Genomic DNA, 26,755 nt, shown 5'->3' with positions numbered 1-26,755 from the left:
GTGTCCCTTGCTCCATTTCCGTGCCCAATAGTGCGGAACCTTCTCGATGGCTTGTCGTGGCCAAGTCCATGTCAGGACACCTCCCGGATCAGGACGAATGCTTCGGCCGCTTCCCGGTTAACGCAGCTGCCCCGGACTTGAGCCAGCGCCCGCAATGTTTCGACGGATCGTTCGTTGGGGAAGGGGCGCACCTGCGACGCGAAACAGCTGAATGCCTCGATCTTGCGATCGAGATGGCCGCTTATATCGACAAACAGGTTTGGCTGGAATGCTGGCCCCAGATAGGGGGCCGCCCAGTTCGTCTCCGACACGGTTTCATAAGCGAGCACGCGCGCGGGATAGTGCGCGCCGACCGGCCTTGCCGCCACCATCGCCGCTTCGAAAATCAGCCCATGATCGAAGTGCAAATCACCGACGAAGGGTATGAACAGGGCGTCGGGGCGGCATTGGGCGACGAGCGTGCCGATGCCCTGGTTCAGCTCGGCACGCGGTAGGGAATCCAGCATCGCTGCGGGAAAGTCCAAAAAATGCGTGCGCGCGATGCCCAGCATGGCATGTGCCCGCCGCGCCTCAGTCTGTACCTTCTCGACCTGTTCAGCATCGAACATCGGCGCGCTGCCCCGTGTCGCCACGACGACCTCGACATGGCGGCCGAGCGAGACCAGGCGCGCGATCGTCCCGCCGCACCCCAGCACTTCGTCATCCGGGTGGGGAGCGATCACCATGGCGCGCTGAATATTGTCTATCATTGTCATGCCGCCGCCTTCGGCCGCCCCAATATGGCGTGATTAGGCAAGGGCTTTTCTCGAGCCGTCCGCCATCGCGATACAAGCAGCCCCTGATCGTCGCCGCATTTCACGGTGAAGCCCCTTTCGCCCCGCTCCACAATCTGACCCGCCAATGCTGCGGCATGATGGTGGAGCGGTATGGGAACGGCCGACTCTATGACGATCCGGTCATCGCCATAGCTGGTCCACGCCCCCGGATAGGGATCGCCGCAGGCCCTGACGCAGCGCCAGACGGCCGATGCAGGCTGCGCCCAATCGATCAGGCCATCTTCGGGCCGCCTACGCGCGGCATAGGTGGCGCAGCGTTCATCCTGGATCGACAGTGTCGGGGATCCGCTGGCGATATCCTCCAGCACCATAGGCAGCATCTCTTCCAATCGCGCCATATGCTTGGCGTAAAGCGTCGCCGCCGTCTCGTCGGGCGCCAGGTGGAAATATCGCTGCCCAAGCAGGGGGCCGCTATCCACGCCTTCGTCGATCAGGAAAAGGGAGGAGGCGGAGATGGGCTCATCCAGCAGGATGGTCCAGGGGATGACCGCGCGCCCGCGCAGGCGGGGTAGGGGCGCAGGATGATAGCCCACCACACCTTTGCTTGCCGTCGCCCTGAACTGCTCACCGCAAATCTGCGACCAGCCGATGACGAAAATATAGTCCGGCTCCATCTCGCGGATCGCCTGCAGGGCAGCATCAGAATTGATGTTCGCGGTGCGCACGATCCGCGCTCCCGCTCTTGCGGCCTCCTCGGCAAGATCGACGAAATCGGAATGACGCCCGGAAAGATCCGGCGGAAGCGTGAAGACGGCAGCCAGATCCCATTTGGCCGAGGCGGCGAGGCATTTGAGGGCGATCTTGGTGCTTTCAACCGCGCCTACGAGTATGGCCTTCATGCGCCCTCCTTATCGACAAAAGGTTGAAACGCTCGCCGCACAAAGCAACCCTGACGGTGCGCGCAAGAATGGTGAGGTCGAGCCGCAAGGAGCGGTTCGCGATATACCAAAGGTCCAGCGCGATCTTGTCCTGATCGTTCAGCAGCGTGTTGCCATTGACCTGCGCCCATCCCGTAAGGCCGGGCCGCACGGTGCATCGCAACCGTCCCCTCTCACCGGCTTGCGCGATCGTTGGGGGTAGCAGCGGTCGTGGCCCGATCAGGGTCATGGCGCCCGTCAGGATGTTCCAGAGCTGCGGCAGTTCATCCAGGCGAAAGCGCCGGAGGAAGCCGCCCAGCGCGGTGGTGCGCATGCTGTCGGGCAGCAACCGCCCTTCGGAGTCGCGCCTGTCGTTCATCGTGCGGAACTTGAGCACTTCGAACAGCCGGCCTCCCCGCGTCACTCGGGTCTGTTTGAACAACACCGGCGCGCCATCCACTATGCGGATAGAGCCGCCAATCACCGCCATCAGCGGAGCGAACAGCACAAGCCCCGTGGAAGCAAGCAGGACATCGACCAATCGCCTTGTTGGCATCAGGATTCTCCGGCCGCCAACCGCCCGTTCAGGGCAGGTCTTCCGCCTCGATCGGCGCTGACGCCCTTTATCTCCATGGCTGAAAGCAGCATGGCATTCACCCGCTCAACCGAATAACGCTCCTCCGCCGTCCTTCGCGCAGCGCGGGAGAGGCGCAAGGGCAGCTCCGGCTGTGCGCAGACAGTGAGCATCGCGTCCGCAAGCGCCCGGACGCTGCGCGGTTCGACCACAAAGCCGTTGATCCCCTGGACAATCGGTTCACGGCAACCCGGCATATCGGTCGTGATCACGCCACGACCCACCGACATTGCTTCCAATATGGTGCGGGGCAACCCTTCGCGATACCAGCTGGGCAGCACGAAAATGCTCGCCCCCGCCAGATAGGGGCGTACGTCGCGCGTCTCGCCAAGATATTCGATGATCCCGTCCTCGTGCCATTGCGCAATATCTCCGCGGGAAATGGCGGCCGGGTTTTCATCGAGCGGCCCCAGCAGGAGGAAGCGCGCTTCAGGAAACCGGGCCTTCACGATCTTTGCTGACTCGACATATTCGATCAGGCCCTTGTTCCGCAGCAGCCGTGCGATCATCAGGAACACCGCCGGCCCGTCCGGCAGGGGAGCCTGCGCATAGTGGGACAGGTCCACGCCCGATCCCGGCACCTGTATGACCCGGCTTTCCGGCTTGATGATATGGTGCCGCAACATCTCGCCGCGATCGTCGCTGTTAAAGACGAATACCGCCTTGGACTTGCCGATCGCCAGCCGGTAAAGGACGGAAACGATCGCTCGAACACAGGTCAGCAGGCGCGATCCGCCGTCGCTGAATACATGGCCAAGGCCGCTCACCATCGCGTAGAAGTCGATGTTGCGGAATAATCGGCTTGCGATGCCGCCATAGATGATGGGCTTTTGTGTGTAGGCCAGGACGGCCTGCGGGCGTTCGCGCCAGAAGCAGCGAACCAGCCATGCCAGCGTCACAATATCGATGAACGGATTCATGCCGGCACGGGCCATCGGCATCTGCAGATAGGTTGCCCCCATCGCCTTCAACCTGGCTTCGATTTCCGGATCATGGTCCGGCGCGCACAACAGGACCTCATGCCCATTCTCTATCATCGCGGCGATCAGGCGCCCGCGGAAGTTGATCAGCGAATAGGCAAGACTGGCGACGACAATGATTTTCATGCCATTTCATGCTGCACGGGCAGCGTCCTTTCTGATGCCTGCGCCAATCTGTTCCGGCGATTGACGGCTCACCCCGTTCGCGACCGGGGACTTGGCTCATCTTAGGGGGAAGCCATTGAAATTAACGGCACCATTTCGCGACCTATACTGATGAACAGCCGTCGCGCGGCTGGTGCATCCTTTCGGGTAGGTGTCGAGTTTCTTGGGGTGCCTGCTACCCAAAATAGTGGTGGCGCTACCCCTCATCGGTTCGTACCGATGCACAACTGCCCGCAGGCCGATATTCGCCTAACCTGGCGAAAATTCTGGAAATCCTCGTGATGGGGAAAGGCAGATGATCCGGGACGTCGGAGCGGGCAAGCCTTTGGCTAATGCTCGCAAAATCCGCGTCCTTCTGCCGCCGGAAATAGCACTGCTGTGTCCACGACTGGAAAGGCAAATCGAACGGCCATGACTGATCGCCAGCCAGCCTTTATCGTGATCGGCGCTGTAAAGGGCGCGACCACCTGGATCGCACATCAACTCCGCAATCATCCTCAGCTGTGGCTGCCTGACGCCGAACCGCACTATTTCAGTTCGGAATATGAGCGGGGGCCGGCATGGTATGCCTCCCTCTTCGATCCCGCCCCGGCGGGCAGGATTGTGGGGGAAAAGTCGGCGGACTATTTCGCTCATCCTCTCGCGGCCGTCCGCATGGCGAGCGCGTTGCCCGAAGCCAGGCTGATCGTCCAGCTGCGCGATCCGGTTCGGCGCGCATATTCCGACTACTGCATGTTGTTCCGCCGGGGATGGGTGAGCGGCGATCTGCGCGAATATCTTCAAGGCGCGAAGCCGGAAGGGGCACGCTTTCTGACCGGCGGCCTTTACGGCGCGCATCTAGGGCGCTTCCTACTGCACTATCCGCGCCACCAGATTCACGTGATCCTGTATGAATCGCTGCGGCAGGCACCCGAAAAGGCGGTAGCGGACGTGTGCGCACATATCGGCGTACCCGTGCATATAGCACCGGAAGAAGTTGCGAGCCGCAAGAATGACAGCGCCAGCCCGATGCTGCCGCTGCCGCTGCGCCGTATCCTTCAACCGATACGGCCGATCCTCGACCCACTACGCTCTCACCCATGGATGGTGAAGCTGCGGGCATCTTTGGCGGCGCCGGTTCGTTACCCGCCCCTGACCGAGGAATTGCAGCAGATGCTTCGGGAGTTCTACCGCGAGGACATCCTTATCCTTCAGGACATTCTGCAGAAGGATCTCAGCCATTGGCTTACAGGCGCGCCAGCCCCCAAAATCGTAGAGGCCGTCGCGGCGGAGTAGCGCCGGACCGCATGTAGGTTGCGGTGCCTCGATTCTCAGGTGACCGGCAAGGGGAGTAACCCGGAAAAGTTCACCATTGGCGGATAGCGTGGCTTAGACATGTTCGGGATTAAAGCGAGGTGCGCTGATGCCTGATTCCAGGATGGTTCGATCTTGGCTGTTGAACCTCTATATTCATCACCTGCCTCGCTTCCGTGGCAAATGGCGGCTGCTGTCACCCTTTGCCGCGATGCTGGATGGCACGCCGGTCCGGTCCAGCTATGGCGATGTTTGCCTTGGCTTCGATGTCCGGGACCGGACTCATCTGCTTGGGCTGACGGGTAAATATGGCGAGCGGGTGTCCAATGAAGTGACAAATCTTCAGCCGGGCGACTGTTTCATCGATGTTGGAGCCAATTGCGGCGTCTTCACGCTTCTGGCGGCCGAGCAGGTCGGGGCCGATGGGCTGGTCGTCGCCTTCGAACCGTGTTTTTCCACCTTCGCCAAGCTCGTCCGGAACATCGGCCTCAATGCGTTGGACAATGTCCTGCCCTTTAATATGGCGCTTGCGGCGCTGACCCAGCCCGAACTGCTCGATAACAGCGCGTCTGGCCACTCCGGCCGCTTCTCCATCGCAAATGAGCCTGTTCAGACGGGCGAGCGGGTCATGACCTTGTCGATCAGCGACTTTCCCGGCCTCCTCAAGCTGATCGGCGACAGGTCCATCACCGTGAAAATTGACGTGGAGGGATTTGAATATGCGGTGCTGCAGGGATTGCAGCCGATTCTCGACCTGCCGCAGACCCGCGCGGCCGTCGTCGAAGTCGATGACCGCAATCTTGGCCGCTACGGCGCCAAGGCTAGCGAGGTGTTCGGCCTGCTGGAGCGTCATGGCTTCAAGCGCGTCAATCCCGACGACACGGGCCAGCATTTCGACGCAGTCTTTCATCGCCAAAGCGCCGTCGCCAATCCGCCTGCGGCCAGCGTAATCCCCCTTCCGCACAGAAGCTCTCGCGCGCGTCCCGCCTCGCTCAGCCGCCATCGGGGAGCGGCGAACCTTGCGCGCGTCGCCGCGGCCTTATTGGTGCTGGCGGGTGGCTGGTTCATCGTCGGAAAGGGCCTTCCCGTCGATCGGGGGCAGGCGGAGGAATATTTCATTCAGGAAGCCTTGCAATCGCACCATGTGGCGGAAATGCGGGCAGCCCTTCGGCGTTCGCCCCCTGCGGTGTTCAACGTCGGCGAAGTCGGCTCATACGCCCGCATCGCGCTTCCGATCCTGCCTCGGGGTTGGCGCGTAACCGATGTCCAGCTTTTCCCCTCCGACAGCGGCCCCAGCCTGCAAATGACCATCACCAATGATATCAGCCGCCCGGTCTCGCTTTTTGCAGTCCGCGACGATGGCGTAGCGCCCGCGAAACCCGCGGTGCTTACCCGCAATGGCAAGACGGTTGCCTATTGGCAGGAGGGGGAACTTGCCTACGCCTTGATCAGCAAGAGAAAGCGCCCTGCCGAACTGGATCGCCTGGCGGAGGACATTGCGGATAATGTCACCTCTTAATGCGGTGTCGCGGATAGTCCTGTTTCCTGACCATGTTCAGCCAGACCGGCGCAGTTCCAGCGTTACGCATAATCCGGGGCCCGCATCCTGCAGCATGACAGTCCCATGATGGAGCCGCGCAACCGCGCGGACCAGCGACAGGCCGAGCCCTGACCCCGGCTTGCCGCGCGCCGGGTCCAGGCGGCCAAAGCGTCGCAGCGCCTCCTCATGCTGGCCGGCCGCTATGCCCGGTCCATTATCGCTGGCGCTGATGCGCGCGGTGCGGGCGTCCAAGTGCGCTGCCGCCAGCAGGATATTGTCGCCCGCATCCGCATATTTCAGCGCATTTTCGATCAGGTTCGCGATCGCCTGGCTCAACAGCTCCCGATGTACGGGAAAAAGCAGCGGTTCCTCCGGCGCTTCCACCGTCAGCGCAAAGCCGCTTTCCTCAGCCAGCGGCCCGTAGATTTCCGCGATGTCGGCCAGCAGTCTGCCAAGGTCAGTTTCACGCAGCATGTCCGCGCCCAAGCCCGCCTCCGTCCGGCTGATCAGCAGCGCGGTGGACAGCATCGCCTGCAACGTTTCGGCCTCTCGCCGTACCTCGTCCAATGCATCGAGCGCACCCTCGTCCTGCGTGCGGGCGCTCGCCTGCTCGATTACGGTCATCAGGCGCGTGACCGGCGATTTCAGGTCATGAGCCAGCCCATCGGTCATCATCCGCAATTGGCTGACGAGACTGTCGATCCGCTCCAGCATAGCATTGATCGATTGGCCGAGCCGGTCGAACGCATCACCGCTGCCGTCCGTCTCGACACGGTGGTGCAGCGCGCCCACGGCAACCTCCTGCGCGGTTGCAGCGATGCCCCACACCTGCCTTGCCAGGATGCGGCCGAGGATGATCGCCATGGCCAGCGTCAGGACCAGGCTGACCGCAAAGGCGATGCTCAGTGCTTCCTCATGAATGGCGGCGAGGCGCAGGCTGTTTGCGACGACCACCCCTGTCAGCAGGCGGTTGCCATCGCCCAGGGGCTGCGCGACCACGCCGATCGGCTCGGGCTCGACGCGGCCGACGCGATAGAGATTGATGCTGCGCCAGCTTGTCCGCTCGGGCACTGTGGCGGGCCAGGCGCTCAGATTGCCAGCCAGCGCCTTTCCATGACGGTCCGCCAGCAGGATCGCGACATTTTCGTCCCGGCTCGCCCGGAATCGCTCCGCGACATCCCTGCGCACCGCGTCTGATCCCCCGGCGCGATAGAGAGCGATCAGGTCGTCGCGCAGTTCGTCCGCCGCCTCCCGCTCAGCGGCGATCACCGTGCGCTGGCTCGCCTGCTGGACGTAAAGCAGCACGCCCCCAGTCACAAGAAACTGCCCCAGAAAGGCGAGTCCGATGAACCGAGCTATCGAGGATCGCAGGATCGGCGGCCAGCGCCGCACGCCCCTATGCGGCAAGGCCAAGGCGATAGCCCGCGCCCCGCACCGTATGGAGCAGTGGCCGCTCGGACCCGTCGTCCAGTTTCCTGCGAAGGCGGCTCACATGCACATCGATCACATTTGTGCCAGGGTCGAAATGATAATCCCACACGCCTTCCAGCAACATGGTGCGCGTCACCACCTGCCCGGCATGGCGCAGGAAGAATTCCAGCAGCCGGAACTCGCGCGGTTGCAGATCGACAGCCTTGCCGCCCCGCTTCACCCGCCGCGCCATCAGGTCCATTTCCAGGTCGTCGTGCCGCAAGACGGTGACCACGGCATTGCCCGCGCCCGCCCGCCGCAGCAGAAGTTGGACCCGCGCCAGCAATTCGGCGAAGCTGAATGGCTTTACGAGATAATCGTCCGATCCGCTCGTCAACCCTTCCACCCGATCCTCCGGCGTGCCGAGTGCTGACAGGATGAGAACCGGTGTGTCGATGCCGGCGGCGCGCAGCGCCTTCAACACCGACATGCCATCCATGGCGGGCATCATGCGGTCGAGTATGATTGCACCATAACTTCCGCCACTTGCCAGAAAAAAGCCTTCGCGGCCGTCCGCGGCATGATCTACGGTGAAGCCTGCTTCGGTCAGCCCCTTGACGATATAGGCCGCTGTCGCCTCGTCATCTTCCACCACCAGCAATTTGTGGCTCATCGCAATCCCCGATCCAGCGCGACGACATGCCGCCCACCGCTTCCCCTCAGATCCAGCACGACATCATCGCTGGGCTGGCTTATCAGATAAGCCTCCGCCTGATCCAGCGAGCGAAAGGATTTTCCGTCGATCGCGACGATGACATCCCCCACGGCAACCCCATGCCGGGCTGCTTCTCCTCCCGATCTTATGCTGGTTACGGTCAGCGCGGGTCCCGTCGCGCCGATCGTAAGGCCGGGTAACATCCGGCCACGTACCGCCTCGCCCATCGGATCGCGACGCAAGTGGAGGAAGAAAGCAAGGCTGATGAGCAGGGTGCACAGGGCCAGCGCTGCGAGCAAACCGCCCGTGACAGCAGGATCGCCCAGGCCACGCCTCATGCAGTCGCTCTCCTTCATCGGTTCGGCGGAACGGAGGAGGGTACAGGGGGCATGGTCTCCGTTCCGCCTGTCCTGGACCATGGCGGGAAAGTCGCGGCCGGTCACGTTAAGCTTTGTTCACGCAAGGGTCATGCGGCCGCGGGCTGCTGCATAGCCACCCGGCCCGACCGCTCCAGTTTGCCCCAGCCGACGACCCAGCCGCCGATGGCCGATGCGATGGCGCGGATCACCACCCAATACATGATCTGCCGATAGATGAAGCGCTGCGCCACCAGCAGCAGCGCGGGATAAGGCGGGCTGCGGCCGTCCAGGCGATAGGCCACCCAGCCGCATATTATGTCGATCCCGGTGAAGATCAGCCAGTAAAGCGCCATCGCGGCCACATCGCCATTGGTCTGCGCCCAGCCATGCTGCTGCACACGCAAGATGGTGCCGATAACCGACAGCAGTAACGCCAGGTCGATCACCGGCGATATCGCGGCAAAGGCGATCTGGAACAGCCAGGCCTGGGGCAGGCCGACCAGCGCCAGCCCGGTCGGCCGGCGTTCGCGCAGGATGGGGCCATGCTTCCACAGGCATTGCAGCGTCCCGAACGCCCAGCGATAGCGCTGACGCGCCAGCGCTTTGAAGCTTTCCGGCGCTTCGGTCCAGGCGACCGCATCGGGATCGTAGGTGACCCGCCATCCCGCGCGCTGGATCGCGATGGTCAGGTCCTGATCCTCCGCCAGCGTGTCTTCGGGATAGCCGCCCACCGCGTCCAGCGCTCGCCGCCGCCAGGCGCCCACGGCGCCCGGCACCACCGTCATGGCGTCGAAACCCGCCAGGGCGCGCCGCTCCAGATTCTGGGCGGTGATATATTCCAGCGCCTGCCAGCGGGTCACCAGATTGACCCGATTGCCCACCCGCGCGTCGCCTGCCACCGCGCCGATCTTCGGGTTTGCGAACCAGCGCGCCAGGCGGCCGATCGTCTCGGGCTCGAACTGCGTGTCGGCATCCAGCGCGATGAGGACGTCGCCATCGGCATGCAGCAGCGCGCGATTCAGCGCAGCCGCCTTGCCGCCATTTGCCAGCGTCACCAGTTGCACGCGCGGATCGCTGCCGAACGCGCGGGCGACGACTGCACTTGTCGCGTCGCTCGATCCGTCATCGGCGACGATCACCTGCAATCCGGGATAGGCACTGGACAGCACCCGACGCACCGACGCCTCGATTACCCGCTCCTCATTATAGGCGGGAATGATGACTGATACGCTCGGCTGATGCACCGGCGGCGCGGCCTGGTCCCGGCGGGACTGGAACCAGGCCAAAGAGGCCATCAGCACGGCGCGTCCGATCCCCAGCGAGATGGCGAGGTAGAACAACCAGCCGAGCAGCGCCGATCCTCCGGCCAGCAGAATGAAGATCGCGACATCGATCCGCACCGCGGTCAGATCATTCGCCTTGACCGGCGGCATCGCATCGGCCTGGTTCAGCCCCGCAAGCTGGGACACCAGGGCGAAGCGATAGCCGCGCGCTTGCAGGTTGGCGATGATGCGAGGGAGGGCGGCAACCGTTTGCGACCGTTCGCCGCCGCCGTCATGCAACAGGATGATGTTCGCCGACCTGTCGGGCGTGACGTCCCCCACCTGCCGATCGACTTCCCGCACGATCTTGTCCGCTCGCGGCCGCTGCCAGTCATTGGGATCGACATGCAGGCCCACCACCGTATAGCCTGCGCGCTGCGCCGCCAGGGCGGGCTGCAGCTCATCGGCCGTCGTTGGCTCTGCGTCCCCGAAATAGGGCGCGCGGAACAGCCGCATACTGCGCCCGGTATAAGCCTGCACCAGCCGCTGCGTGGCGTTTAATTCCAGTTCCGTCTGCCCAGGTGAAGCGGTGGCCAGATTGGGATGGGAATAGGTGTGGTTGCCGATTTCGTCCCCGTCCGCGACGATGCGGCGGAGCAGCCCCGGATGTTCCAGCGCATTTTCGCCGACAACGAAGAAGGTGGCGGGAACATGCGCCCGCTCAAGGATCGACAGGATTTTCGGCGTCCATTTGGGATCGGGGCCATCATCGAAGGTCAGCGCCACCATATGAGGCTGCGCGCCGGTCCGCTGAACCTGATAGGGGGTCGGCAATTGGCGATAGCGTTCCCGCGTGATCAGGCCGTCATTGTCGAACAGCATGTCGCGCGCGCCCTCGCTGGGCGTCGCCGTGATCCGCAATATCTCGCCAGTCCCCTCCACATCGGTGTTCAATACGCTGGCGACGTGGTGCAGGTCCGGCAGCCCGCCCGACCGGAAGGCAGCCAGGTCGTTCCAGAAACCGGGGTCTTCGCTGCCCAGCCGCCAAAGAGCGACCCCTGCGATGCTCAAGCGCTTGAGCGCTCGCATCTCGTTCCAGCAGGTTGCCGCATCCAGCATCCAGATTTGGTGATGCCTCGTCCCTTCATCATAGGCGAAGCCTGCATTGCCGCTCGCGGCGTCGAAGCGGACTGTCGCGCTGCTGTCATGTGCCGCGAGCCAGGCTTCGTCGAGCGACAGTGCGTCTGCCCCGCCATCATGCCAGTCATAGGCGTAGCTGCCGAGCGCGACGACGATCTTCTCGGGACCAATCGCCCGCAACGCATCCTGCACATGCTGCGCGAACCAAGTCTGTGCGGCGATGGGCCCCGGCGTCCCGCCTTGCCAATGCTGGTCATAGGCCATGAAGATCACCCGATCCGCAACCCGCGCGAATTGGCGGAGGCGCCAGCCCTGTTCTTCCGCCGCGACCGTCACCGCCAGATGCGCGCCCGCCGGCAGGGCCAGTCGCAGTTCCTGCAGGAAGCGCAGATAATCACCGGTCGCGCTTTCGGGCAGTGCTTCGAAATCCATGACCAGCCCCGCCGCATGCCGCTGCGCTACAAAGGCTGCGAGTTGGCCGGCGACATGGTGGCTGGCCGTCCGGCTGGCGAGCAGTCGCGCGACATTCCCGCCTTCCCAGCTTCCACCGCCGATATTTTGCACCATCGGTAAGATCTTGGGCGCATGAGGCTGGCTTGCGATCAGCCGGTCGAAGCGCGGGTCGTCGATGATGTGCAGCGCATGGCCTCGCCCGGCCACGCTCACCAGTGCGGGGGCTACCCAATCCAGCTGTCCTGCATGGCGCCGCAGCGACGCCAGGCTATTCTCATCATCGGGTACGTAGAAGCCGATCGACAGTTTATGCTTCACCTGCCCGCGCCGCCCACCCAGCCAATGGGGCAGCCAGGACCGCAGCGAATGACGCCCGTCAGACAGGCCGACCAGCCGCGCGGCGTGGAGGTGGGGAAAGGGCAGGGGGAGCGCGGTGCCCGCAGGCACCTCAATCAATGTCGTGGCAAAGGCGAGTGCGGTCAGCAGCATCACGACCAAGCCCGCTGCAAGCGATCGCCGCGCCCACAGCCCCCGCCGCCCAGTCGGATCGAAGAAGATAGGTCTCGTCATCTGCTTGCCTTGAAGTCCCGTCGCACGAACATGCTTATGTCGAGAACGGGCCAGGAACCGCCACCGCCTCATCCGCCCTTTGCGACCCGCTCATCCCGTTCGGGCTGAGCCTGTCGAAGCCCGCTCTTGCTATCTGAAGAGAAGAAAAGCCCTTCGACTAGCTCTGGGCGAACGGGCGGGGAGTGATGCTGATCAGGCTACGTTGCTCTAAACCAATGGCCACTAGACCCCCATGTCTTGGCGGAGGATGTGCCGATCATGAAATTTTGGTCATCAGCAAAGCGGCCTGGCTTCAGGCCGTCAAACCGCTCTCCACAGGATTGCCCTGCTCCCGCCAGGCCGCCATTCCTCCGTCAAGCGCGGTCGCGCGCGGAAATCCCAGCTCGCGCAAAGTGGCGGCGGCCAGGGTCGAAATCTTCCCCAGTTCGCAGACGGTCAGTATCTCGACATGCGGATCGGGCAGCACCTCATTCACCCGCAGTTCCAACTGACCGCGCGGCACATGGGTCGCGCCCGGCACATGACTCGCGGCGAACGCCTCTTTCTCTCGAACGTCCAATATCACGAAGTCGTTCGCCCTCTGCACCAGCCGCTGCCGCAACTCGGCCATCGCCATGAATGGCACCTTGGCCGCCGCTTCCTGCAATAGCTGGCGTACCGTCTTGCCTCCGGACATGTTGGTGCGCAGCGCTTCGGTCAGATGGGTGGGGGCGGACAGGTTGAGGCTGTTCATCATTGCGACGAACTCGGCGCGATCGACCTTGGCGAGCCGGGGATTGGTCACCCGCTCCTCAGCTATGGTGGAACTCTCCCGTCCCTTATAGTCATGCGCTGGATAGACCAGCGTATCGCCTGGCAGCGCCAGCAGCTTGCGGAACAGGCTGTCATATAGCTGTTCCGGATCGCCACTGGGCAAATCGCTGCGTCCGGTGCCGCCGATCAGCAGCGTATCCCCGGTAAAGACCCGATCCTCGACATGGATCGCCATCGAATCGCGCGTATGGCCGGGCGTGTGGAGGATATGCATGCGCATGTCGCCCAGGGGGAGCGAATGGCCATCTTCGACATGCAGATCGACATAAGGCGCGGGCGAAAATCGGTGCATGACGATCGGCGCGTTCAGCGCCTCCCGCAAAGCCCGCGCGCCGGAGAAATGATCGGCATGAGTATGGGTGTCGATGATGTAGCGGACGCGCAATCCCTGCTTGTTCACCTCGCCCAGATAACGGTCCACCTGATCCAGCGCCGGATCGATGATGGCCGCGGCGCAGCACTGCTCGTTGGCGATAATGTAGGATTTGCACCCTTCGCCATCCTGGAAGACCGCGAAGAACATGGCGCCTATTCCTGAGGCTGTGGCACGACCCGCAAATAGGGCGTGACGCTGTTCCACCCGCCCGGGAAACGCTCCTTTGCTTCCTCATCCGACACGGACGGTACGATAATTACATCCTCGCCCCATTTCCAATTCACCGGCGTAGCGACCTTGTGCTTGGCGGTGAGCTGGCAGCTGTCGAGCAGGCGCAGCACCTCGTCAAAGTTGCGCCCGCTGCTCATGGGATAGCTCAGCATCGCCTTGATCAGTTTGTCGGGACCGATCAGATAGACCGTTCGCACCGTCTGATTGTCCGCTGCCGTTCGCCCCTCGGACGTATCGCCTGACTCGGCAGGCAGCATCTCGTAGAGCTTGGCTACCTTAAGGTCGCTATCGCCGATGATGGGATAGGTGACATCGCCGCCGGTCGCGGACCTTATGTCGCCCAACCAGCGCTCATGATTGCCGACGGGATCGACCGACAGGCCGATCACCTTGCAATTGCGCTTCTCGAATTCCGGCGTCAGCCGCGCGAGATAGCCCAGTTCGGTCGTGCAGACCGGGGTGAAATCCTTGGGGTGTGAAAAAAGGATGCCCCAACTGTCGCCCAGCCATTCATGAAAGCTGATCTGCCCTTGCGTGGTCTGCGCGGTGAAGTCGGGGGCCTTGCTGCCGATCGAGAGTGCCATCATCTCCCTCCTGTGGAGTCGTGGGCCTCCTCAACCTATCATGGAGCAGGGGCAGGGGGTAGCGGCTCTTCCTGGGTAAGGGGCCCTTCAATGCCGTTGCCGGTGCGCATCCGCGTTACGATGTTCCAAGTGGCGATGAACAGGGCTGCGATCACCGGGCCGATGACGATGCCGTTGAACCCGAACATGTCGATCCCGCCCAGCGTGGTGATCAGCACCACATAGTCTGGGATACGGGTGTCGCGTCCAACCAGGATCGGGCGCAACAGATTGTCGATCATGCCGATGATGAACAGGCCGCAGACGATCAGGATAATGCCCTTCACCACCGCGCCCGTCGCCAGCAGATAGAGCGCGACCGGCACCCAGACGAGCCCCGTTCCGACGGCCGGGATCAGCGAGAAGCAGCCCATCAGCACTCCCCAGAGCAGCGGCCCCTGCAGCCCCAGCGCCCAGAAGACGATTCCGCCGATCATCCCCTGGACGATGGCGACGACAACGCTGCCCTTGATGGTGGCGCGGGTGACGACGACGAACTGCTCCATCAGCGCGCGCCTGTGCGTGGAGCGCAGCGGCGCCGCCCGGTCCAGCCGCGCCGCCAGCGCAGGCCCGTCCCGCAGCAGGAAGAAAGTGAGGTAGAGCGTCACGCTCAACGCCACGAAGAAGCTGAACGCGCTCTGCCCGATCTGGAACACCTGCGCCGCCACCGACCGGAAACTGTTGGCGATCCCCTGGCTCAGCGCCTCGCGCACCGTCGCGAAATTGGTGATGCCCACCCGCGCCAGCATCGCCGACGCCCAGTCCGGCAACCGCGCCTGGAACTGATAGAATGTATGCGCGATATTGATCTCGCCCGACTGCACCTTGCCGTAGAAGAGCGTAGCTTCCTGCACCAACGCGACGGCCAGGATGATCGCGGGCAAAATGACGACCGCAACGATCAGCAGCAACGTCAGCCCCGCCGCGCTGTTGCGCCGACCCGGCATCTGCCGCAGCAGATTCTGGTTCACCGGCCCAAACAGGATTGCGGCGATCACGCCCCACAGGATCGCCGCGAAAAACGGCTCGATCACCAGCGCGAAACCGACCGACACCAGCAGCACGAAGCCTAGAAAGACTCCATCCTCGATGCGGACATTTTGCGGCTGGTCGCTCATGCTCGCGCTTTGGCATAAGCGCGGCGGCAAATCCATGCCCGCTTATTCGGCCTTCGCATTGAACCGGAAATTGAGCGCTACCTTGGGGTCCAGGCCCGTGCTGCTTTCACCATTGCCGACGCCAAAGGCGGCGCGCGCGATGCTGGCTGAGCCCGTTACCTTCCGCTTTGCGCCCACGCCGGACAGGGTGAAGCGAATGGCCTGCGGCTCGCTCGCCCCCTTCAAGGTCAGCGTTCCCGACGCGCGGTAGCTGTTCGCGCCGGTCTTTTCCGCGCCCTTGACCGTGAAGACCGCCTTGGGATGCGCGGCCACGCCGAAAAACTCGTCCCCTGCAAGCATGCCGTCCTGATAGGCATCCCCCACGCTCGCGCTCGCCAGATCGATCTCGACGCGAAGGTCGGCGGTTTCAGGATGGTCGGGGTCCATCACAATCTTCGCCGTCCATCTGGAGAAGCTGCCCCGGATCGTGTCGCCGCCATTGCCCACCGAAAAGCCGATGGTTCCGCCCGGCTGCACGGTCCAGGCGGGCGGCGGTCCCACCGGCTCGGCTGCACTATTCTCCACTTCGGCCGGAGGCGCTGCATTCACGGCATTGTCGGCCACAGCGGTTGTATCGGTCGGCGACTGTTCCTCGACCGTGAGGATCTTTTCCTGCGCGGCTGCAGCCTTTGGCGCAGGCGCAGGCAGGATGAGACGCCCCAGCAGGAAGCCGGCCGCCATCAGGCCGGGTAGCGCCACCAGCAGCAGCGGCGATCGCGCCGGCATCATTCGCCACAGCAGGCCGTCACGCAGCAATATGTGGTGCCGCAACGCGCCCGCGACATGCAGCGCAAACAAGGCGATGCCGACCCAGGCCAGCAGTGCATGCGCCGCCAGGGCCGGGTCATTCGCTCCGGCTGGCAAAGGAAGATGGGGCAGGGGGATGATCCCGAAGACCAGCGTCGGCACCTTGACCTTGGCCGTCGATACCAGCGCCCACCCGGTCAGCGGCGCGCCCAGCATGAAGAGGTACAGCCCGCCATGCACCCCCTTCGCCAATGCGCCCTGCCAGCCGCCCTCGACGGGCGCCGGACGCGGCCTTGTATAGCGCACGACCACGCGCGCGACCGTCAGCGCCAGAATCGTGATGCCAATCGACTTGTGCAGCTGGAAAAGCGCGAAGCCCCGCGCGCCCAAATCCTCCAGCGCCGACCCGACGGCGATCTGAAAAGCCAGGAGGGCGGCGATCGCCCAGTGGAGGAAGATGGCGATAAGGCTGTAGCGGCGCATAGGTCCTCGACCGAGGGTAAGGCAGATCCGCCAACGCTATGAAACCGCCGGGTCAAAGTCCATGGCTGCAAGCGGAAACACAGCGTTCCTTTTTGCGCTGCAGCTAACATCGCCTGTGTCAAAAAGGTCGCAGTTTGGCCAATTTTCCTGCGGCGATTGCATCGCCGCCCGCACTGGCTAAGAGCCTTTAGGATATAACTGGTTGGAAAGCAGGACATGGCAAAACCCGAATCCTGGCGCTTGAGCCCCGAAACCTACAGCTTCATCACCAGCATGGACACGCGCTTCCAGGATATCGACACGATGGGCCACATCAACAATGTGGCCATCTCCGGCATCTTCGAAACCGCCCGCATCCGCTTTCATCATCATCTTGGCCGTCATCCCCAGGAACAGGGCGTGCGCTGGCTGGTCGCCGCCGTGTCGCTGAACTTCGTTGAGGAATCGCACTTCCCCTATCCGTTCGAGGTGCATTGCGGCATCGGCCATATCGGTCGCACAAGCTGGACGGTCAGCTCCGCCGCCTTCCAGAAGGGCGTCTGCGTCGCCACCTGCGACACCACAGTCGTCACCCACGGTTCGGAAGGCCGCCGCGTCATCGATGCTAGCCTGCGCGAAGCGATGGAACGCAATTTCCTACGCAAACCGGCGTAAGTCATCTCTAGCGAGCTGGGTGCCAAAAAAAGGGCTTACTGGTTCGCGCTCAAATCTCCGTTCGTTTCGAGCGAAGTCGAGAAACCGTCCCGCTCTTTCCGTTATCGACCCTGCCTGACCGAACGGAGCGTATTCAGCCCTTCGTCTGTGCGAACCCATCCATCCGCCGCGCCCATTGAAAGGTGATCACCGCGCCTTTCACCGGCTGGATCATGATCGCAGCCAACACCACCGCCAGCCCAGGCCATAGCGCCGCCTGCACCCCCAGCGGGATCGCCAGCGCGCTGTTCACCTCGATCATCAGCGGCACCAAAATGTGCCCCAACAGCAGGATGACGATATAGGCGGGAAAATCATCCGCCCGCGACAAGTCCCATGGCTGCCCGCACGCCTCGCACGCCGCACTGGGCTTCAGAAAGCCAGCGAACATCGCCCCTTCGCCGCACGCCGGGCAACGTCCCCGCAGCGCTCGCGTCAATGCGGGGCGAAGCGGCCGTTCGGCAATGTCTGCGGCAGGGTGGTTGCTCATGCGCCCATCCCTATGGTCAAGCGAGAGGGTGCGCAACCCATGGATCAAGCCATGGATAAAGCGCCCATGACCCTTTCGCCTCTCCAAAAGGCTGTTAAGACGGCGCGATGCGACTGCCGGGTCCTTCCGAAGCCTTTGTCCTATTCGACGATGCGCGAGAGCGTAATCCCGCCCCGGCGCGCCTCTATCGCGACCCGGTGGACGTTATCGTCGCCCACCGGCTTGAGGATGTGCAGCCCGCGCTCGACCGTCTCGCCGAAGCCGGAGAGAGGGGCCTGCACGCCGCTGGTTATATAAGCTATGAAGCGGGACTGGTGCTGGAGGACCGGCTGCTCCAGCTCGCCGCCGGGCAAAAGGGTCGCCCGCCCGCCATGCCGCTGCTCTGGTTCGGCCTGTTTGAAGGTCATCGCTTGATCGATCCTGATCTGATGCCGGACCTCCTGCCCGATCCCGCCACCGCAGGCATTGAGCCACCCCGGCCGCTCGTGGACGAACAGGCCTATCGGGTCGCCTTCGACAGGGTGCAGGAATATATCCGCGCAGGCGACATTTATCAGGTGAACCTGACCTTCCCCTGCGCCACACGCTTCACTGGCGACGTCATGGCGCTCTATGCCGCAATTCGCCCTCGGCAGCGCGCGGGCTATGGCGGCATCATCCGCACCGGCGCGCAAAATATCCTCTCTTTTTCACCGGAGCTGTTCTTCACCAATGTGCGCGGCCAACTCACCGCCCGGCCAATGAAGGGCACCGCGCGACGCGCCGTCGATCCGGCGCGCGATGCGGCGCTGGCGGAGCAGCTTGAGACTGACGCCAAACAACGCGCCGAAAATCTGATGATCGTCGATCTGCTGCGCAACGACCTTTCCCGCGTCGCGCGCGCAGGCACGGTGACGGTTCCCGACCTCTTCCATGTCGAAACCTATCCTACCGTCCATCAGATGGTTTCGACCATCCGCGCGCGGCTGCTGCCCGGCCTTGGCCCGATCGACATATTGCGCGTCCTCTTTCCTTGCGGCTCGATCACCGGCGCGCCCAAAGTGCGGGCGATGGAGATCATCGACGCGGTCGAAGCTTTTCCGCGCGACGTCTATACCGGCGCGATGGGCTGGATCGATCCCAATGGCGATGCCGCCTTCAATGTTGCCATTCGAACCATTTGGGTTGAAGAAGGCAGCAGTGAGGGGCGCCTCGGATTGGGTTCGGGCATCATCGCGGACTCGGATGCGGCATCCGAATGGGCGGAATGCCTGGCCAAAGGGCGCTTTCTCACCGCCGCAGGAACAGTTGGGCTAAGGGGGCTTGAATAGTTTCGATGTCATTGGCTGACGGACGGTTCGACCTGCTCGAAACCATGGCCTTCGATCCGATCGACGGGATCAGGCTGCTGGAATTGCATCTTGAACGGCTGAAGGCGAGCGCTACTGCGCTGGACTTCATCTTTGACCGCCATGACGTGCGCAATGAACTTCAGGCCGCGACCTTCCGCCTGCGCGAACGCAGCCGCCTGCGCCTGCTCGTGTCCCGCCGTGGCTCGATCGCGATCGAGGTGCGCGAACATCGCACCTGGCCCCAGGCGATCATGCAGGTTTCGATCGTGCCGCGTGAGGTTCCCGGCGACGACCCACGGCTCGTCCATAAGACCACTGACCGCGCGGTTTACCGCGATGCCCTGCGGCGCGGCGGCACCTATGAGGTGCTGATGACCGATCGCAATGGCTTTCTCACCGAAGGCTGCTTCTCTTCGATTTTCGTCGAGCGCGGTGACAAGCTGGTGACGCCGCCCTTGACGCGCGGTATCCTTCCCGGCGTTCTTCGCCGCAGCCTCCTCGACATGGGCGAGGCGGTGGAGGGCGAATTGAAGCCCCATGATCTGGAAAATGGCTTCTTCATCGGCAACGCCGCTCGGGGAATGGTCGCCGCTTCGCTGGTGAAGTGAGCCTGACGCTGCCTAAGCTCCCGTCTCCCAGCTTTCGCTGGAATGGCAGGCAAGGGCCATCCCACGCCAACTGGCGGTTGCCCCCAAACCCATAGCGCACTAAGGAGCCCCCGTCCGCCTGACGCGGACTCTAGGCAATCCTTCAGAAAGAGTGTCACGATGAGCCAGACTTCCGCTGCCCTCGGCCGCATCCAGCCCTCCGCCACCCTGGCGATGAGCGCGCGCGTGAATGCCCTCAAAGCCGATGGCGTCGATGTTATTGGTCTCTCGGCGGGCGAGCCCGACTTCGACACGCCCGATTTCGTCAAGGAAGCGGGCATCGCCGCGATCCGCAAGAACTTGACCCGCTACACCGATGTGGACGGCACCGCCGAGCTCAAGGACGCGGTCGCTTTCAAGTTCAGCCGTGACAACGGCCTTACCTACAAGCGCAGCCAGATCAGCGTGAACTCTGGCGGCAAGCACACCCTGTTCAACGCGCTCGTCGCGACCGTCGATGTGGGCGATGAAGTCATCATTCCCGCGCCTTATTGGGTCAGCTATCCCGATATCGTGAACTTCGCGGGCGGCACGCCCGTCTTCGTAGAAGGTCCCGCGAGCCAGGGTTACAAGATCACCGCCGAGCAGCTTGATGCCGCGATCACGCCGCGTACCAAGTGGCTGATCCTGAACTCGCCCTCCAACCCTTCGGGGGCGGCCTATTCGGCGAGCGAGCTCAAGGATCTGGGCGAAGTGCTGCGCCGCCACCCGCAGGTGCTCATCATGACGGACGACATGTATGAGCATGTCTGGTACGCGCCGACGCCCTTCGCGACCATCGCGCAGGTCTGCCCGGACCTCTACGAGCGCACGCTGACGGTCAACGGCTGCTCTAAGGCTTTCTCCATGACCGGCTGGCGCATCGGCTTTGCCGGTGGCCCTGAATGGATCATCAAGGCGATGGGCAAGCTGCAGTCGCAGTCCACTTCCAACCCTTGCTCGATCAGCCAGGCCGCGGCCGTCGCCGCGCTGACCGGCGATCAGGACTTCCTTGAGGAACGCAACGCGGCCTTCAAGCGCCGCCGCGACATGGTCGTATCGATGCTCAACGACGCGCCGGGCCTCGACTGCCCGACGCCCGAAGGCGCCTTCTACGTCTATCCCGACGCTAGCGGCGTGATGGGCAAGACCACGCCTAAGGGTCAGCTGATCGACAGCGATGAGAAGCTGATCGGCTATTTCCTCGACGAAGCCCGTGTCGCCGCCGTCCACGGCGCGGCCTTTGGCCTCTCGCCTGCCTTCCGCATCAGCTATGCAACATCGGAAGAGGTGCTGGCCAGGGCGTGCAAGCGCATCCAAGAAGCCTGCGCCGCTCTAAAATAAGCTCCCAACCCTCCCCATCGACAGATGGGGGGGCCGCTTTGCTTCGCAAATGGCGGCGGAAGGAAAACTGCGGCAGCACCCTCTGTTCTTCCCATTACGCCACAATCGGAAACGGTTATTTTCCCGCGCGCCGTCTTGCAGAGAGGGCGTAGCCGATTATATCCCATTTCAATTAACAACCTAATTTCGCCTGTTAACGACTGGCTAAGCTACCCGCTGCTAATCCCGTTGCCGGGCCAAGATAAAAAGGAACAGCGCCATGTTGGCATTCCTGAAATCCGACCTGTTCCTGCGCTTCCTGGGCGGTTTCGTCCTGGGAACAGTTGGCGTCTTCGCCCTCCAGCCGAGCGTTCCTCCCGCCCTCACGACGCCCGCCATGGCCGCTTCGGCCAGCGCCGCTCCGCAAGTTGCGGACAATGCGTCGCTCTGACGGTTTCCTTCTTGCATTTCTGGCGGCGCTCGCCGTCGCCTCTCCCCTGCGCGCCGAACGCCCCGTCCTCGCACCCCCGCCTGCTGTCGATGCCGCCCCCACCCGCAAACTGGAGACAGCGGTTTTCGCCGGTGGCTGCTTCTGGGGCGTCGAAGGCGTCTTCTCCCATGTGAAGGGCGTTCGCCTCGTCACCTCTGGCTTTGCCGGGGGGCCGAGCAGCTTCAAGGTCGATTATGAGCGCGTCAGCGGGGGCGACACCGGTTTCGCCGAAGCGGTGCGGGTTACCTATGATCCCAAGCAAGTGAGCTATGGCACCTTGCTGCGCGTCTTCTTCTCAGTGATCGCCGATCCCACGACTCTCAACTATCAGGGTCCCGATCGCGGCACCCAATATCGCAGCGCGCTGTTCCCACTTTCACCCAGTCAGGACAAGGCGGCGCGTGCCTATCTCGGCCAGCTCGGCAAAGCGGGCCTTTGGCGCGATCCCATCGTCACCCGCGTGGAACGCTTCTCCGGCTTCCAGGCGGCCGATGCCTATCACCAGAATTTCCTCACCCGAAACCCGCGCCACCCCTATATTCAACGCTGGGACATGCCTAAGTTGGCCGCGTTCAAGGCGATGTTCCCGAAACTCTACACTGATCGCCCCTCCGCCTAATAAGGGAAACGAATATGAGCGGCACGCGCGGTTTGAAGCTTCTTTCCACCCTCCACGCCGATGGCCGCTTGATCGTCGAATTGGCCGAAGAAGCGTTCCCTGCGCCCAAGGGCAATGAAGTGCTGGTCCGAGTGGAAGCCGCCCCGATCAACCCGTCCGATCTCGGCCTGCTCTTCCCGGCCGCCGATCTCGAAAATGCGGATTATAGCGGAGACCGGGTCATCGCCCCGATGTCCGACGCCGCTCTTCGCGCCATGGCGGGCCGGGTGGGCCAGGCGATGGAGGTCGGCAATGAAGGCGCGGGCACTGTGATCGCCGCCGGTGACGCCCCAGACGCTCAGGCATTGCTTGGCAAGCGCGTGGCGCTCATCGCGGGCGGCATGTTCGCGCAATATCGTCTAGTTCAGGCAGGCGCCTGCATCGCATTGCCGGATGACGTGACGGCGGAGCAGGGCGCGGCAGCTTTCGTCAACCCGCTCACCGCGCTCGGCTTTGTCGAGACCATGCGGCGGGAAGGGCATCGCGCAATAATCCACACCGCCGCCGCCTCCAATCTCGGCCAGATGCTGGTCCGCATTTGTCAGGAGGATGGCGTCCCGCTGGTGAACATCGTCCGCAACGAAGCGCAGGTGGCGATCCTCAGGGATTTGGGCGCAGACATTGTGCTCGACAGCTCGAAGGATGATTTTGCCGCTCAACTCCAGGGCGCCATCGCTGCGACCGGAGCAACCATCGCCTTCGACGCAATCGGCGGTGGCACGCTTGTCAGCCAGATCCTTCACGCGATGGAGTTGGCCGCAGCCAAGGACGCCCCGTACAGCCGCTATGGATCGGATAGTCCCAAGCAAGCCTATATTTACGGCATGCTCGACACCTCCCCGACGATCCTCACGCGCAGCTTCGGCTTCAGCTGGAATGTCGGCGGTTGGCTGCTCTTCCCCTTCCTGCAAAGTGCGGGGGCCGACACCGCGCAGCGCATGCGCCAACGCGTCCTCGACAGCCTCACCACCACTTTCGCCAGTCACTACAAGGCCCGCATCTCGCTACGAGACGCACTCGCGCGAGACGCCGTCCTGACGTACAACGCTCGGCGCACGGGTGAGAAATATCTGATCGTGCCGAACTGATCGCTGTCCTGCTCGATCAATAATCTCGCCCCGCATAGCGATGCGGTGACGTTGCGCCCGATACGTCCCCTATGAATTCGGCCCAAACGTCACTTGGCCGCCAGATGCGCTCAATCTCCGCGCGCGCCTCCGCTTCCTCCCAATGGAGTATGTCTCGCCTATAACGGTAGAGGAAGGCCGAAACTCGCAAATTGGCGATGCAGTGGACATGGATGGTCTTGTCAGCAAGCGCCGCCATCACTTCCCGGAACCGCTCGAAATCACTCTCCGACGGCTGGTCGAATGGGACGGGAATATGGATGTAGATCATGCCCAGCGCGCGGACGCTCGCCGCTTCGTCGGGTAACGCCTTATCATGGCTGTGCAGGCCCAGGTTGACGATATGCGTGACATTTAGACCAGCCAGCGCAGCCAATTGCTCCTCGCTGGGCTGGCCAGAGGTGGTCAGCCGCTCGTCAATCCGACGCCACATGAAGATGCCGCTCGGGTCATATACCCCATTATTCATGGCCATGGCACTGCTCCGCGTTCGAAGAGGGTGCCTAGGCGAACGGCGTATCCGATTCGCTTTCCCCGATGGTACGCCACCTCATCTCGCCAGTCGCGCGAACGCCGCTATAATGTCCCGAAGCCGCAGCTTCGTAAAGCCGCAGCAAAACACATCGGGCGGAGCCTGCATCCAGACCCCGCCCGACAACTTCATTCTAAAGCCGCAAAGCTTATTTCGGCGCCAGCACCATCAGCATCTGGCGGCCTTCCATGCGCGGATAGGCTTCGACCTTGGCGATTTCACCCACATTTTCCGCCACGCGCTGGAGCAACTGCATGCCGAGCTGCTGGTGCGACAGTTCGCGGCCACGGAAGCGCAGGGTGATCTTCACCTTATCGCCGTCGCCGATGAAGTCATGGACCTTCTTCATCTTCGTATCATAGTCATGATCGTCGATGTTGGGACGCATCTTGATCTCTTTGAGTTCCTGCGTCTTCTGGGTCTTGCGGGCGATATTCGCCTTTTTCTGGGCCTCGTACTTGAACTTGCCGATGTCCAGGAACTTGCAAACCGGCGGATCGGCGGTCGGCGACACTTCGACCAGGTCCAGCCCGATCTCATAAGCGCGCTCCATGGCCTCCTGCGTAAACATCACGCCCAGATTTTCGCCTTCGTCGTCGATCACGCGTACCTTGGGCACCGTGATGAACTCATTGTAACGGGGACCGGACTTAGGCGGCGGCGCCATCGGGCGGCGCATCATTGGGGGACGTATAGCGGCTTCTCCTATGGTAATCACAAAAATGGCTCTGGCGGCCCTTTAGCGCAAAGCCGAAAGGGGCGGCAAGCCCGCATCTGCGGATTCACCGGCCCCATGTGGCATCGCTGCCTCAGCGCATATCGGGGGCGAGCGCCTCTTTTGCAAGACGTGCAATGACGTCCTCGACCGAAAGAACGCTCTGCCCTTCTTTGCCAAGTTCGCGCAGGGCCACCGTCCCTTCGTCGGCTTCGCGGCGGCCCACGACCAGCAAATTGGGCACTTTAGCCAGGCTATGCTCGCGTACCTTATAGTTGATCTTCTCATTGCGCAGGTCGGTTTCGGCCCGAATGCCGGCCGCGCGGAGCTGCTCCACGACCGTTTGGGCATAGCCATCGGCGTCCGATACGATCGTCGCAACGACTGCCTGAACTGGCGCCAGCCAGAGCGGAAATTTACCCGCATAATGTTCGATCAATATGCCGATGAAGCGCTCATAGGAGCCGAAAATCGCGCGGTGGAGCATCACCGGCCGGTGCCGCTCGCCATCCTCGGCCACATAGGATGCGTCGAGTCGCTCGGGCAGCACTCGGTCCGACTGGATCGTGCCGACCTGCCAAGTCCGCCCGATTGCGTCGGTCAGATGCCATTCGAGCTTGGGCGCATAGAAGGCGCCTTCGCCCGGCAACTCCTCCCAGCCATATTCAGGCGTGTTGAGCCCCGCCGCCGCGACGGCGTTGCGCAACTCTTCCTCGGCCTTGTCCCACATCTCGTCGCTGCCGAAGCGCTTGTCCGGGCGCAACGCCAGCTTGATCGAATAGGTAAAGCCGAAATCCTTGTAGATCCGATCGGCCAGCGCACAGAAGGCGCGCACTTCCTCGACGATCTGATCCTCACGGCAGAAGATGTGCGCATCGTCCTGCGTAAACTGGCGCACCCGCATCAGTCCGTGGAGCGCGCCATGCGGTTCGTTGCGATGACAGCAACCATTTTCATAGAAGCGCAGCGGCAGGTCGCGATAGCTCTTGATCCCCTGCTTGAAGATCAGGATGTGCGCCGGGCAGTTCATGGGCTTCAGCGCCATCCAGTCGGCATCGTCCGACACCAGCGGCCCTTCATCCTCGACATTGGGAACCTCGTCGGGGATCACGAACATATTCTCGCGATATTTGCCCCAATGGCCGGACTGCTCCCATTGGCGCGCGTCCATCACCTGCGGCGTTTTGACCTCGCGATAGCCTGCATCGTCGATGGCGCGGCGCATATAGGCTTCGAGTTCGCGCCAGATCAGATAGCCCTTGGGGTGCCAGAAGACCGACCCATGCGCTTCCTGCTGGAGGTGGAACAGGTCCATTTCCGCGCCCAGCTTACGATGGTCGCGCTTGCCCGCTTCCTCCAGCTTGTGGAGATGCGCCTCGAGCTGCTTCTTGTTGAGCCAGCCAGTGCCATAGACGCGGCTCAACATCGCATTCTTCTGATCGCCGCGCCAATACGCGCCCGACACGCGCGTCAGCTTGAACGCCGCCGGATCAAGCTTCCCCGTGGAGGCGAGATGCGGCCCCCGGCACATGTCGAGCCAGTCCCCGCCCGACCAGTAAACCGTCAACTCCTCGCCTTCGGGAAGTTCTGCGGCCCATTCGGCCTTGAACGTCTCGCCGTCGGCCCGCCAGCGGGCGATCAGGTCCTCGCGCTTCCACACCTCGCGGCGCAGCGCCTTGTCGGCGGCGATGATCTCGCGCATCTTCGCCTCGATCGCGGGCAGATCCTCCTCGGTGAATGGCCGGTCCTTGGGTGCAAAATCATAGTAGAAGCCATCGTCCGTCGAAGGGCCAAAGGTGATCTGCGTGCCCGGAAACAGCGCCTGCACCGCCTCTGCCAATATATGCGCGAAGTCATGCCGCGCCAGCTCCAGCGCGTCGGCCTCGTCCCGCGACGTCACCAGCGCCAGCTGGGCGTCATTTTCCAGCGGCCGCATGATGTCACGCAACTCTCCATCGACGCGCGCGGCGATGGCTGCCTTGGCCAGACCCGGCCCGATCGCCGCTGCAATGTCCGCCGGGGTAGTGCCGGGCGCGACTTCGCGCACGGAACCGTCGGGCAGGGTGATCTTGAGCATGGCGGACAAGGGTCGGGTCTTTCTGTGAGTGGATGAAGCGGCGCAAAAT

Annotated in this window: 25 protein-coding genes and 1 riboswitch; of the genes, 9 read left to right on the top strand and 16 right to left on the bottom strand. The window is 63.0% G+C overall.

The window, feature by feature from the left end:
- Positions 1-71: 71 nt before the first annotated feature.
- From ACFO3E_RS00900 to ACFO3E_RS00885, 4 genes are read right to left on the bottom strand one after another with little or no spacing between them, the layout of a single operon-like run.
- Entirely contained in the window at positions 72-755 is a 684-nt protein-coding gene (locus ACFO3E_RS00900; RefSeq protein WP_066525225.1) for a PIG-L deacetylase family protein, read from the bottom strand.
- Positions 752-1,675 (bottom strand): methionyl-tRNA formyltransferase, encoded by a 924-nt coding sequence (locus ACFO3E_RS00895; protein WP_380801788.1) that lies wholly within the window; start codon positions 1,673-1,675, stop codon positions 752-754. The genes ACFO3E_RS00900 and ACFO3E_RS00895 overlap by 4 nt, the downstream gene beginning before the upstream one ends.
- Positions 1,647-2,249 carry a sugar transferase gene (locus ACFO3E_RS00890; protein ID WP_380801785.1) on the bottom strand — a complete coding sequence of 201 codons (603 nt, stop codon included), beginning with the start codon at positions 2,247-2,249 and terminating at the stop codon, positions 1,647-1,649. Before ACFO3E_RS00890 ends, ACFO3E_RS00895 begins: the two co-directional genes overlap by 29 nt.
- Positions 2,249-3,433, bottom strand: coding sequence for a glycosyltransferase family 4 protein (locus tag ACFO3E_RS00885; RefSeq protein ID WP_066525216.1), 1,185 nt, complete (start codon positions 3,431-3,433; stop codon positions 2,249-2,251). Before ACFO3E_RS00885 ends, ACFO3E_RS00890 begins: the two co-directional genes overlap by 1 nt.
- Positions 3,434-3,883: 450 nt before the next feature.
- Between ACFO3E_RS00885 and ACFO3E_RS00880 the strand changes: the two genes are divergently transcribed.
- Entirely contained in the window at positions 3,884-4,747 is an 864-nt protein-coding gene (locus ACFO3E_RS00880; RefSeq protein WP_066525213.1) for a sulfotransferase family protein, read from the top strand.
- Positions 4,748-4,874: 127 nt separating this feature from the next.
- Positions 4,875-6,284, top strand: a complete 1,410-nt coding sequence (locus tag ACFO3E_RS00875) for an FkbM family methyltransferase (protein ID WP_082919552.1) — start codon at positions 4,875-4,877, stop codon at positions 6,282-6,284.
- A gap of 36 nt (positions 6,285-6,320) precedes the next feature.
- Here the strand turns inward: ACFO3E_RS00875 and ACFO3E_RS00870 are convergent, their stop codons facing one another.
- The 8 genes from ACFO3E_RS00870 to ACFO3E_RS00835 all read right to left on the bottom strand — a co-directional run bounded on the left by ACFO3E_RS00870 (position 6,321) and on the right by ACFO3E_RS00835 (position 16,644).
- A complete protein-coding gene (locus ACFO3E_RS00870; RefSeq protein ID WP_380801781.1) occupies positions 6,321-7,718 on the bottom strand; it encodes a sensor histidine kinase in 1,398 nt (465 codons plus the stop codon).
- Positions 7,702-8,388, bottom strand: a complete 687-nt coding sequence (locus ACFO3E_RS00865; RefSeq protein WP_380801778.1) for a winged helix-turn-helix domain-containing protein — start codon at positions 8,386-8,388, stop codon at positions 7,702-7,704. Before ACFO3E_RS00865 ends, ACFO3E_RS00870 begins: the two co-directional genes overlap by 17 nt.
- A complete protein-coding gene (locus ACFO3E_RS00860) occupies positions 8,385-8,768 on the bottom strand; it encodes a PDZ domain-containing protein (RefSeq protein WP_066528780.1) in 384 nt (127 codons plus the stop codon). The genes ACFO3E_RS00865 and ACFO3E_RS00860 overlap by 4 nt, the downstream gene beginning before the upstream one ends.
- A 128-nt stretch (positions 8,769-8,896) precedes the next feature.
- Positions 8,897-12,214, bottom strand: a complete 3,318-nt coding sequence (locus ACFO3E_RS00855) for a trifunctional glycoside hydrolase family 18/polysaccharide deacetylase/glycosyltransferase family 2 protein (RefSeq protein ID WP_380801775.1) — start codon at positions 12,212-12,214, stop codon at positions 8,897-8,899.
- Positions 12,215-12,506: 292 nt separating this feature from the next.
- Entirely contained in the window at positions 12,507-13,550 is a 1,044-nt protein-coding gene (locus ACFO3E_RS00850) for an MBL fold metallo-hydrolase (protein WP_066525207.1), read from the bottom strand.
- A gap of 5 nt (positions 13,551-13,555) precedes the next feature.
- The gene (locus ACFO3E_RS00845; protein ID WP_380801976.1) at positions 13,556-14,218 is read right to left on the bottom strand and encodes a peroxiredoxin; all 663 of its coding nucleotides are present in this window, start codon (positions 14,216-14,218) and stop codon (positions 13,556-13,558) included.
- 38 nt (positions 14,219-14,256) lie between these two features.
- Positions 14,257-15,375, bottom strand: a complete 1,119-nt coding sequence (locus tag ACFO3E_RS00840) for an AI-2E family transporter (protein ID WP_380801772.1) — start codon at positions 15,373-15,375, stop codon at positions 14,257-14,259.
- A gap of 42 nt (positions 15,376-15,417) precedes the next feature.
- Positions 15,418-16,644 (bottom strand): cytochrome b/b6 domain-containing protein, encoded by a 1,227-nt coding sequence (locus ACFO3E_RS00835; protein WP_380801769.1) that lies wholly within the window; start codon positions 16,642-16,644, stop codon positions 15,418-15,420.
- A 216-nt stretch (positions 16,645-16,860) separates the two neighbouring features.
- Between ACFO3E_RS00835 and ACFO3E_RS00830 the strand changes: the two genes are divergently transcribed.
- Positions 16,861-17,298, top strand: a complete 438-nt coding sequence (locus ACFO3E_RS00830) for an acyl-CoA thioesterase (protein WP_380801766.1) — start codon at positions 16,861-16,863, stop codon at positions 17,296-17,298.
- Positions 17,299-17,431: 133 nt separating this feature from the next.
- Here the strand turns inward: ACFO3E_RS00830 and ACFO3E_RS00825 are convergent, their stop codons facing one another.
- Positions 17,432-17,827 carry a DUF983 domain-containing protein gene (locus ACFO3E_RS00825; protein ID WP_066525194.1) on the bottom strand — a complete coding sequence of 132 codons (396 nt, stop codon included), beginning with the start codon at positions 17,825-17,827 and terminating at the stop codon, positions 17,432-17,434.
- A 107-nt stretch (positions 17,828-17,934) separates the two neighbouring features.
- Between ACFO3E_RS00825 and pabB the strand changes: the two genes are divergently transcribed.
- From pabB to ACFO3E_RS00795, 6 genes are all read left to right on the top strand, one after another.
- Positions 17,935-19,137, top strand: coding sequence for an aminodeoxychorismate synthase component I (pabB, locus tag ACFO3E_RS00820; RefSeq protein ID WP_380801763.1), 1,203 nt, complete (start codon positions 17,935-17,937; stop codon positions 19,135-19,137).
- Between the two features lie 5 nt (positions 19,138-19,142).
- Positions 19,143-19,766, top strand: a complete 624-nt coding sequence (locus tag ACFO3E_RS00815; RefSeq protein ID WP_066525190.1) for an aminotransferase class IV — start codon at positions 19,143-19,145, stop codon at positions 19,764-19,766.
- Between the two features lie 159 nt (positions 19,767-19,925).
- Positions 19,926-21,128 (top strand): pyridoxal phosphate-dependent aminotransferase, encoded by a 1,203-nt coding sequence (locus ACFO3E_RS00810; protein ID WP_066525188.1) that lies wholly within the window; start codon positions 19,926-19,928, stop codon positions 21,126-21,128.
- A 259-nt stretch (positions 21,129-21,387) separates the two neighbouring features.
- On the top strand, positions 21,388-21,558 hold the full coding sequence (locus tag ACFO3E_RS00805; protein WP_380801759.1) for a hypothetical protein: 171 nt from the start codon (positions 21,388-21,390) through the stop codon (positions 21,556-21,558).
- Positions 21,545-22,216, top strand: a complete 672-nt coding sequence (msrA, locus tag ACFO3E_RS00800; protein ID WP_380801756.1) for a peptide-methionine (S)-S-oxide reductase MsrA — start codon at positions 21,545-21,547, stop codon at positions 22,214-22,216. The genes ACFO3E_RS00805 and msrA overlap by 14 nt, the downstream gene beginning before the upstream one ends.
- Positions 22,217-22,230: 14 nt before the next feature.
- The gene (locus tag ACFO3E_RS00795; RefSeq protein ID WP_066525182.1) at positions 22,231-23,343 is read left to right on the top strand and encodes a zinc-binding dehydrogenase; all 1,113 of its coding nucleotides are present in this window, start codon (positions 22,231-22,233) and stop codon (positions 23,341-23,343) included.
- Between the two features lie 16 nt (positions 23,344-23,359).
- Here ACFO3E_RS00795 and ACFO3E_RS00790 read toward each other — a convergent pair whose 3' ends face one another.
- The 3 genes from ACFO3E_RS00790 to thrS all read right to left on the bottom strand — a co-directional run bounded on the left by ACFO3E_RS00790 (position 23,360) and on the right by thrS (position 26,706).
- The gene (locus tag ACFO3E_RS00790; protein ID WP_225870577.1) at positions 23,360-23,857 is read right to left on the bottom strand and encodes a protein tyrosine phosphatase family protein; all 498 of its coding nucleotides are present in this window, start codon (positions 23,855-23,857) and stop codon (positions 23,360-23,362) included.
- Positions 23,858-23,876: 19 nt separating this feature from the next.
- Positions 23,877-23,958: riboswitch (ZMP/ZTP riboswitch) on the bottom strand.
- A 104-nt stretch (positions 23,959-24,062) separates the two neighbouring features.
- On the bottom strand, positions 24,063-24,596 hold the full coding sequence (infC, locus tag ACFO3E_RS00785) for a translation initiation factor IF-3 (RefSeq protein WP_037464624.1): 534 nt from the start codon (positions 24,594-24,596) through the stop codon (positions 24,063-24,065).
- 127 nt (positions 24,597-24,723) lie between these two features.
- Positions 24,724-26,706, bottom strand: a complete 1,983-nt coding sequence (thrS, locus tag ACFO3E_RS00780; protein ID WP_197486330.1) for a threonine--tRNA ligase — start codon at positions 26,704-26,706, stop codon at positions 24,724-24,726.
- Positions 26,707-26,755: the final 49 nt, after the last annotated feature.

The organism is Sphingobium tyrosinilyticum, assembly GCF_042654265.1.
GTDB lineage: Bacteria > Pseudomonadota > Alphaproteobacteria > Sphingomonadales > Sphingomonadaceae > Sphingobium > Sphingobium tyrosinilyticum.
This window is presented reverse-complemented; position numbering and strand designations above follow the sequence as displayed.

What these genes read in the sequence shown, in the direction of transcription:
- ACFO3E_RS00790 (WP_225870577.1), bottom strand. Translation starts at nt 23,857, where the DNA reads ATGGCCATGAATAATGGGGTATATGACCCGAGCGGCATCTTCATGTGG.
- ACFO3E_RS00850 (WP_066525207.1), bottom strand. Translation starts at nt 13,550, where the DNA reads ATGTTCTTCGCGGTCTTCCAGGATGGCGAAGGGTGCAAATCCTACATT.
- ACFO3E_RS00875 (WP_082919552.1), top strand. Translation starts at nt 4,875, where the DNA reads ATGCCTGATTCCAGGATGGTTCGATCTTGGCTGTTGAACCTCTATATT.
- ACFO3E_RS00830 (WP_380801766.1), top strand. Translation starts at nt 16,861, where the DNA reads ATGGCAAAACCCGAATCCTGGCGCTTGAGCCCCGAAACCTACAGCTTC.
- ACFO3E_RS00865 (WP_380801778.1), bottom strand. Translation starts at nt 8,388, where the DNA reads ATGAGCCACAAATTGCTGGTGGTGGAAGATGACGAGGCGACAGCGGCC.
- ACFO3E_RS00890 (WP_380801785.1), bottom strand. Translation starts at nt 2,249, where the DNA reads ATGCCAACAAGGCGATTGGTCGATGTCCTGCTTGCTTCCACGGGGCTT.
- ACFO3E_RS00815 (WP_066525190.1), top strand. Translation starts at nt 19,143, where the DNA reads ATGTCATTGGCTGACGGACGGTTCGACCTGCTCGAAACCATGGCCTTC.
- ACFO3E_RS00795 (WP_066525182.1), top strand. Translation starts at nt 22,231, where the DNA reads ATGAGCGGCACGCGCGGTTTGAAGCTTCTTTCCACCCTCCACGCCGAT.
- ACFO3E_RS00835 (WP_380801769.1), bottom strand. Translation starts at nt 16,644, where the DNA reads ATGCGCCGCTACAGCCTTATCGCCATCTTCCTCCACTGGGCGATCGCC.
- thrS (WP_197486330.1), bottom strand. Translation starts at nt 26,706, where the DNA reads ATGCTCAAGATCACCCTGCCCGACGGTTCCGTGCGCGAAGTCGCGCCC.
- ACFO3E_RS00805 (WP_380801759.1), top strand. Translation starts at nt 21,388, where the DNA reads ATGTTGGCATTCCTGAAATCCGACCTGTTCCTGCGCTTCCTGGGCGGT.
- ACFO3E_RS00860 (WP_066528780.1), bottom strand. Translation starts at nt 8,768, where the DNA reads ATGAGGCGTGGCCTGGGCGATCCTGCTGTCACGGGCGGTTTGCTCGCA.
- ACFO3E_RS00810 (WP_066525188.1), top strand. Translation starts at nt 19,926, where the DNA reads ATGAGCCAGACTTCCGCTGCCCTCGGCCGCATCCAGCCCTCCGCCACC.
- ACFO3E_RS00880 (WP_066525213.1), top strand. Translation starts at nt 3,884, where the DNA reads ATGACTGATCGCCAGCCAGCCTTTATCGTGATCGGCGCTGTAAAGGGC.
- pabB (WP_380801763.1), top strand. Translation starts at nt 17,935, where the DNA reads ATGCGACTGCCGGGTCCTTCCGAAGCCTTTGTCCTATTCGACGATGCG.
- ACFO3E_RS00900 (WP_066525225.1), bottom strand. Translation starts at nt 755, where the DNA reads ATGACAATGATAGACAATATTCAGCGCGCCATGGTGATCGCTCCCCAC.
- ACFO3E_RS00825 (WP_066525194.1), bottom strand. Translation starts at nt 17,827, where the DNA reads ATGAGCAACCACCCTGCCGCAGACATTGCCGAACGGCCGCTTCGCCCC.
- msrA (WP_380801756.1), top strand. Translation starts at nt 21,545, where the DNA reads ATGCGTCGCTCTGACGGTTTCCTTCTTGCATTTCTGGCGGCGCTCGCC.
- infC (WP_037464624.1), bottom strand. Translation starts at nt 24,596, where the DNA reads ATGATGCGCCGCCCGATGGCGCCGCCGCCTAAGTCCGGTCCCCGTTAC.
- ACFO3E_RS00840 (WP_380801772.1), bottom strand. Translation starts at nt 15,375, where the DNA reads ATGAGCGACCAGCCGCAAAATGTCCGCATCGAGGATGGAGTCTTTCTA.
- ACFO3E_RS00855 (WP_380801775.1), bottom strand. Translation starts at nt 12,214, where the DNA reads ATGACGAGACCTATCTTCTTCGATCCGACTGGGCGGCGGGGGCTGTGG.
- ACFO3E_RS00895 (WP_380801788.1), bottom strand. Translation starts at nt 1,675, where the DNA reads ATGAAGGCCATACTCGTAGGCGCGGTTGAAAGCACCAAGATCGCCCTC.
- ACFO3E_RS00885 (WP_066525216.1), bottom strand. Translation starts at nt 3,433, where the DNA reads ATGAAAATCATTGTCGTCGCCAGTCTTGCCTATTCGCTGATCAACTTC.
- ACFO3E_RS00845 (WP_380801976.1), bottom strand. Translation starts at nt 14,218, where the DNA reads ATGGCACTCTCGATCGGCAGCAAGGCCCCCGACTTCACCGCGCAGACC.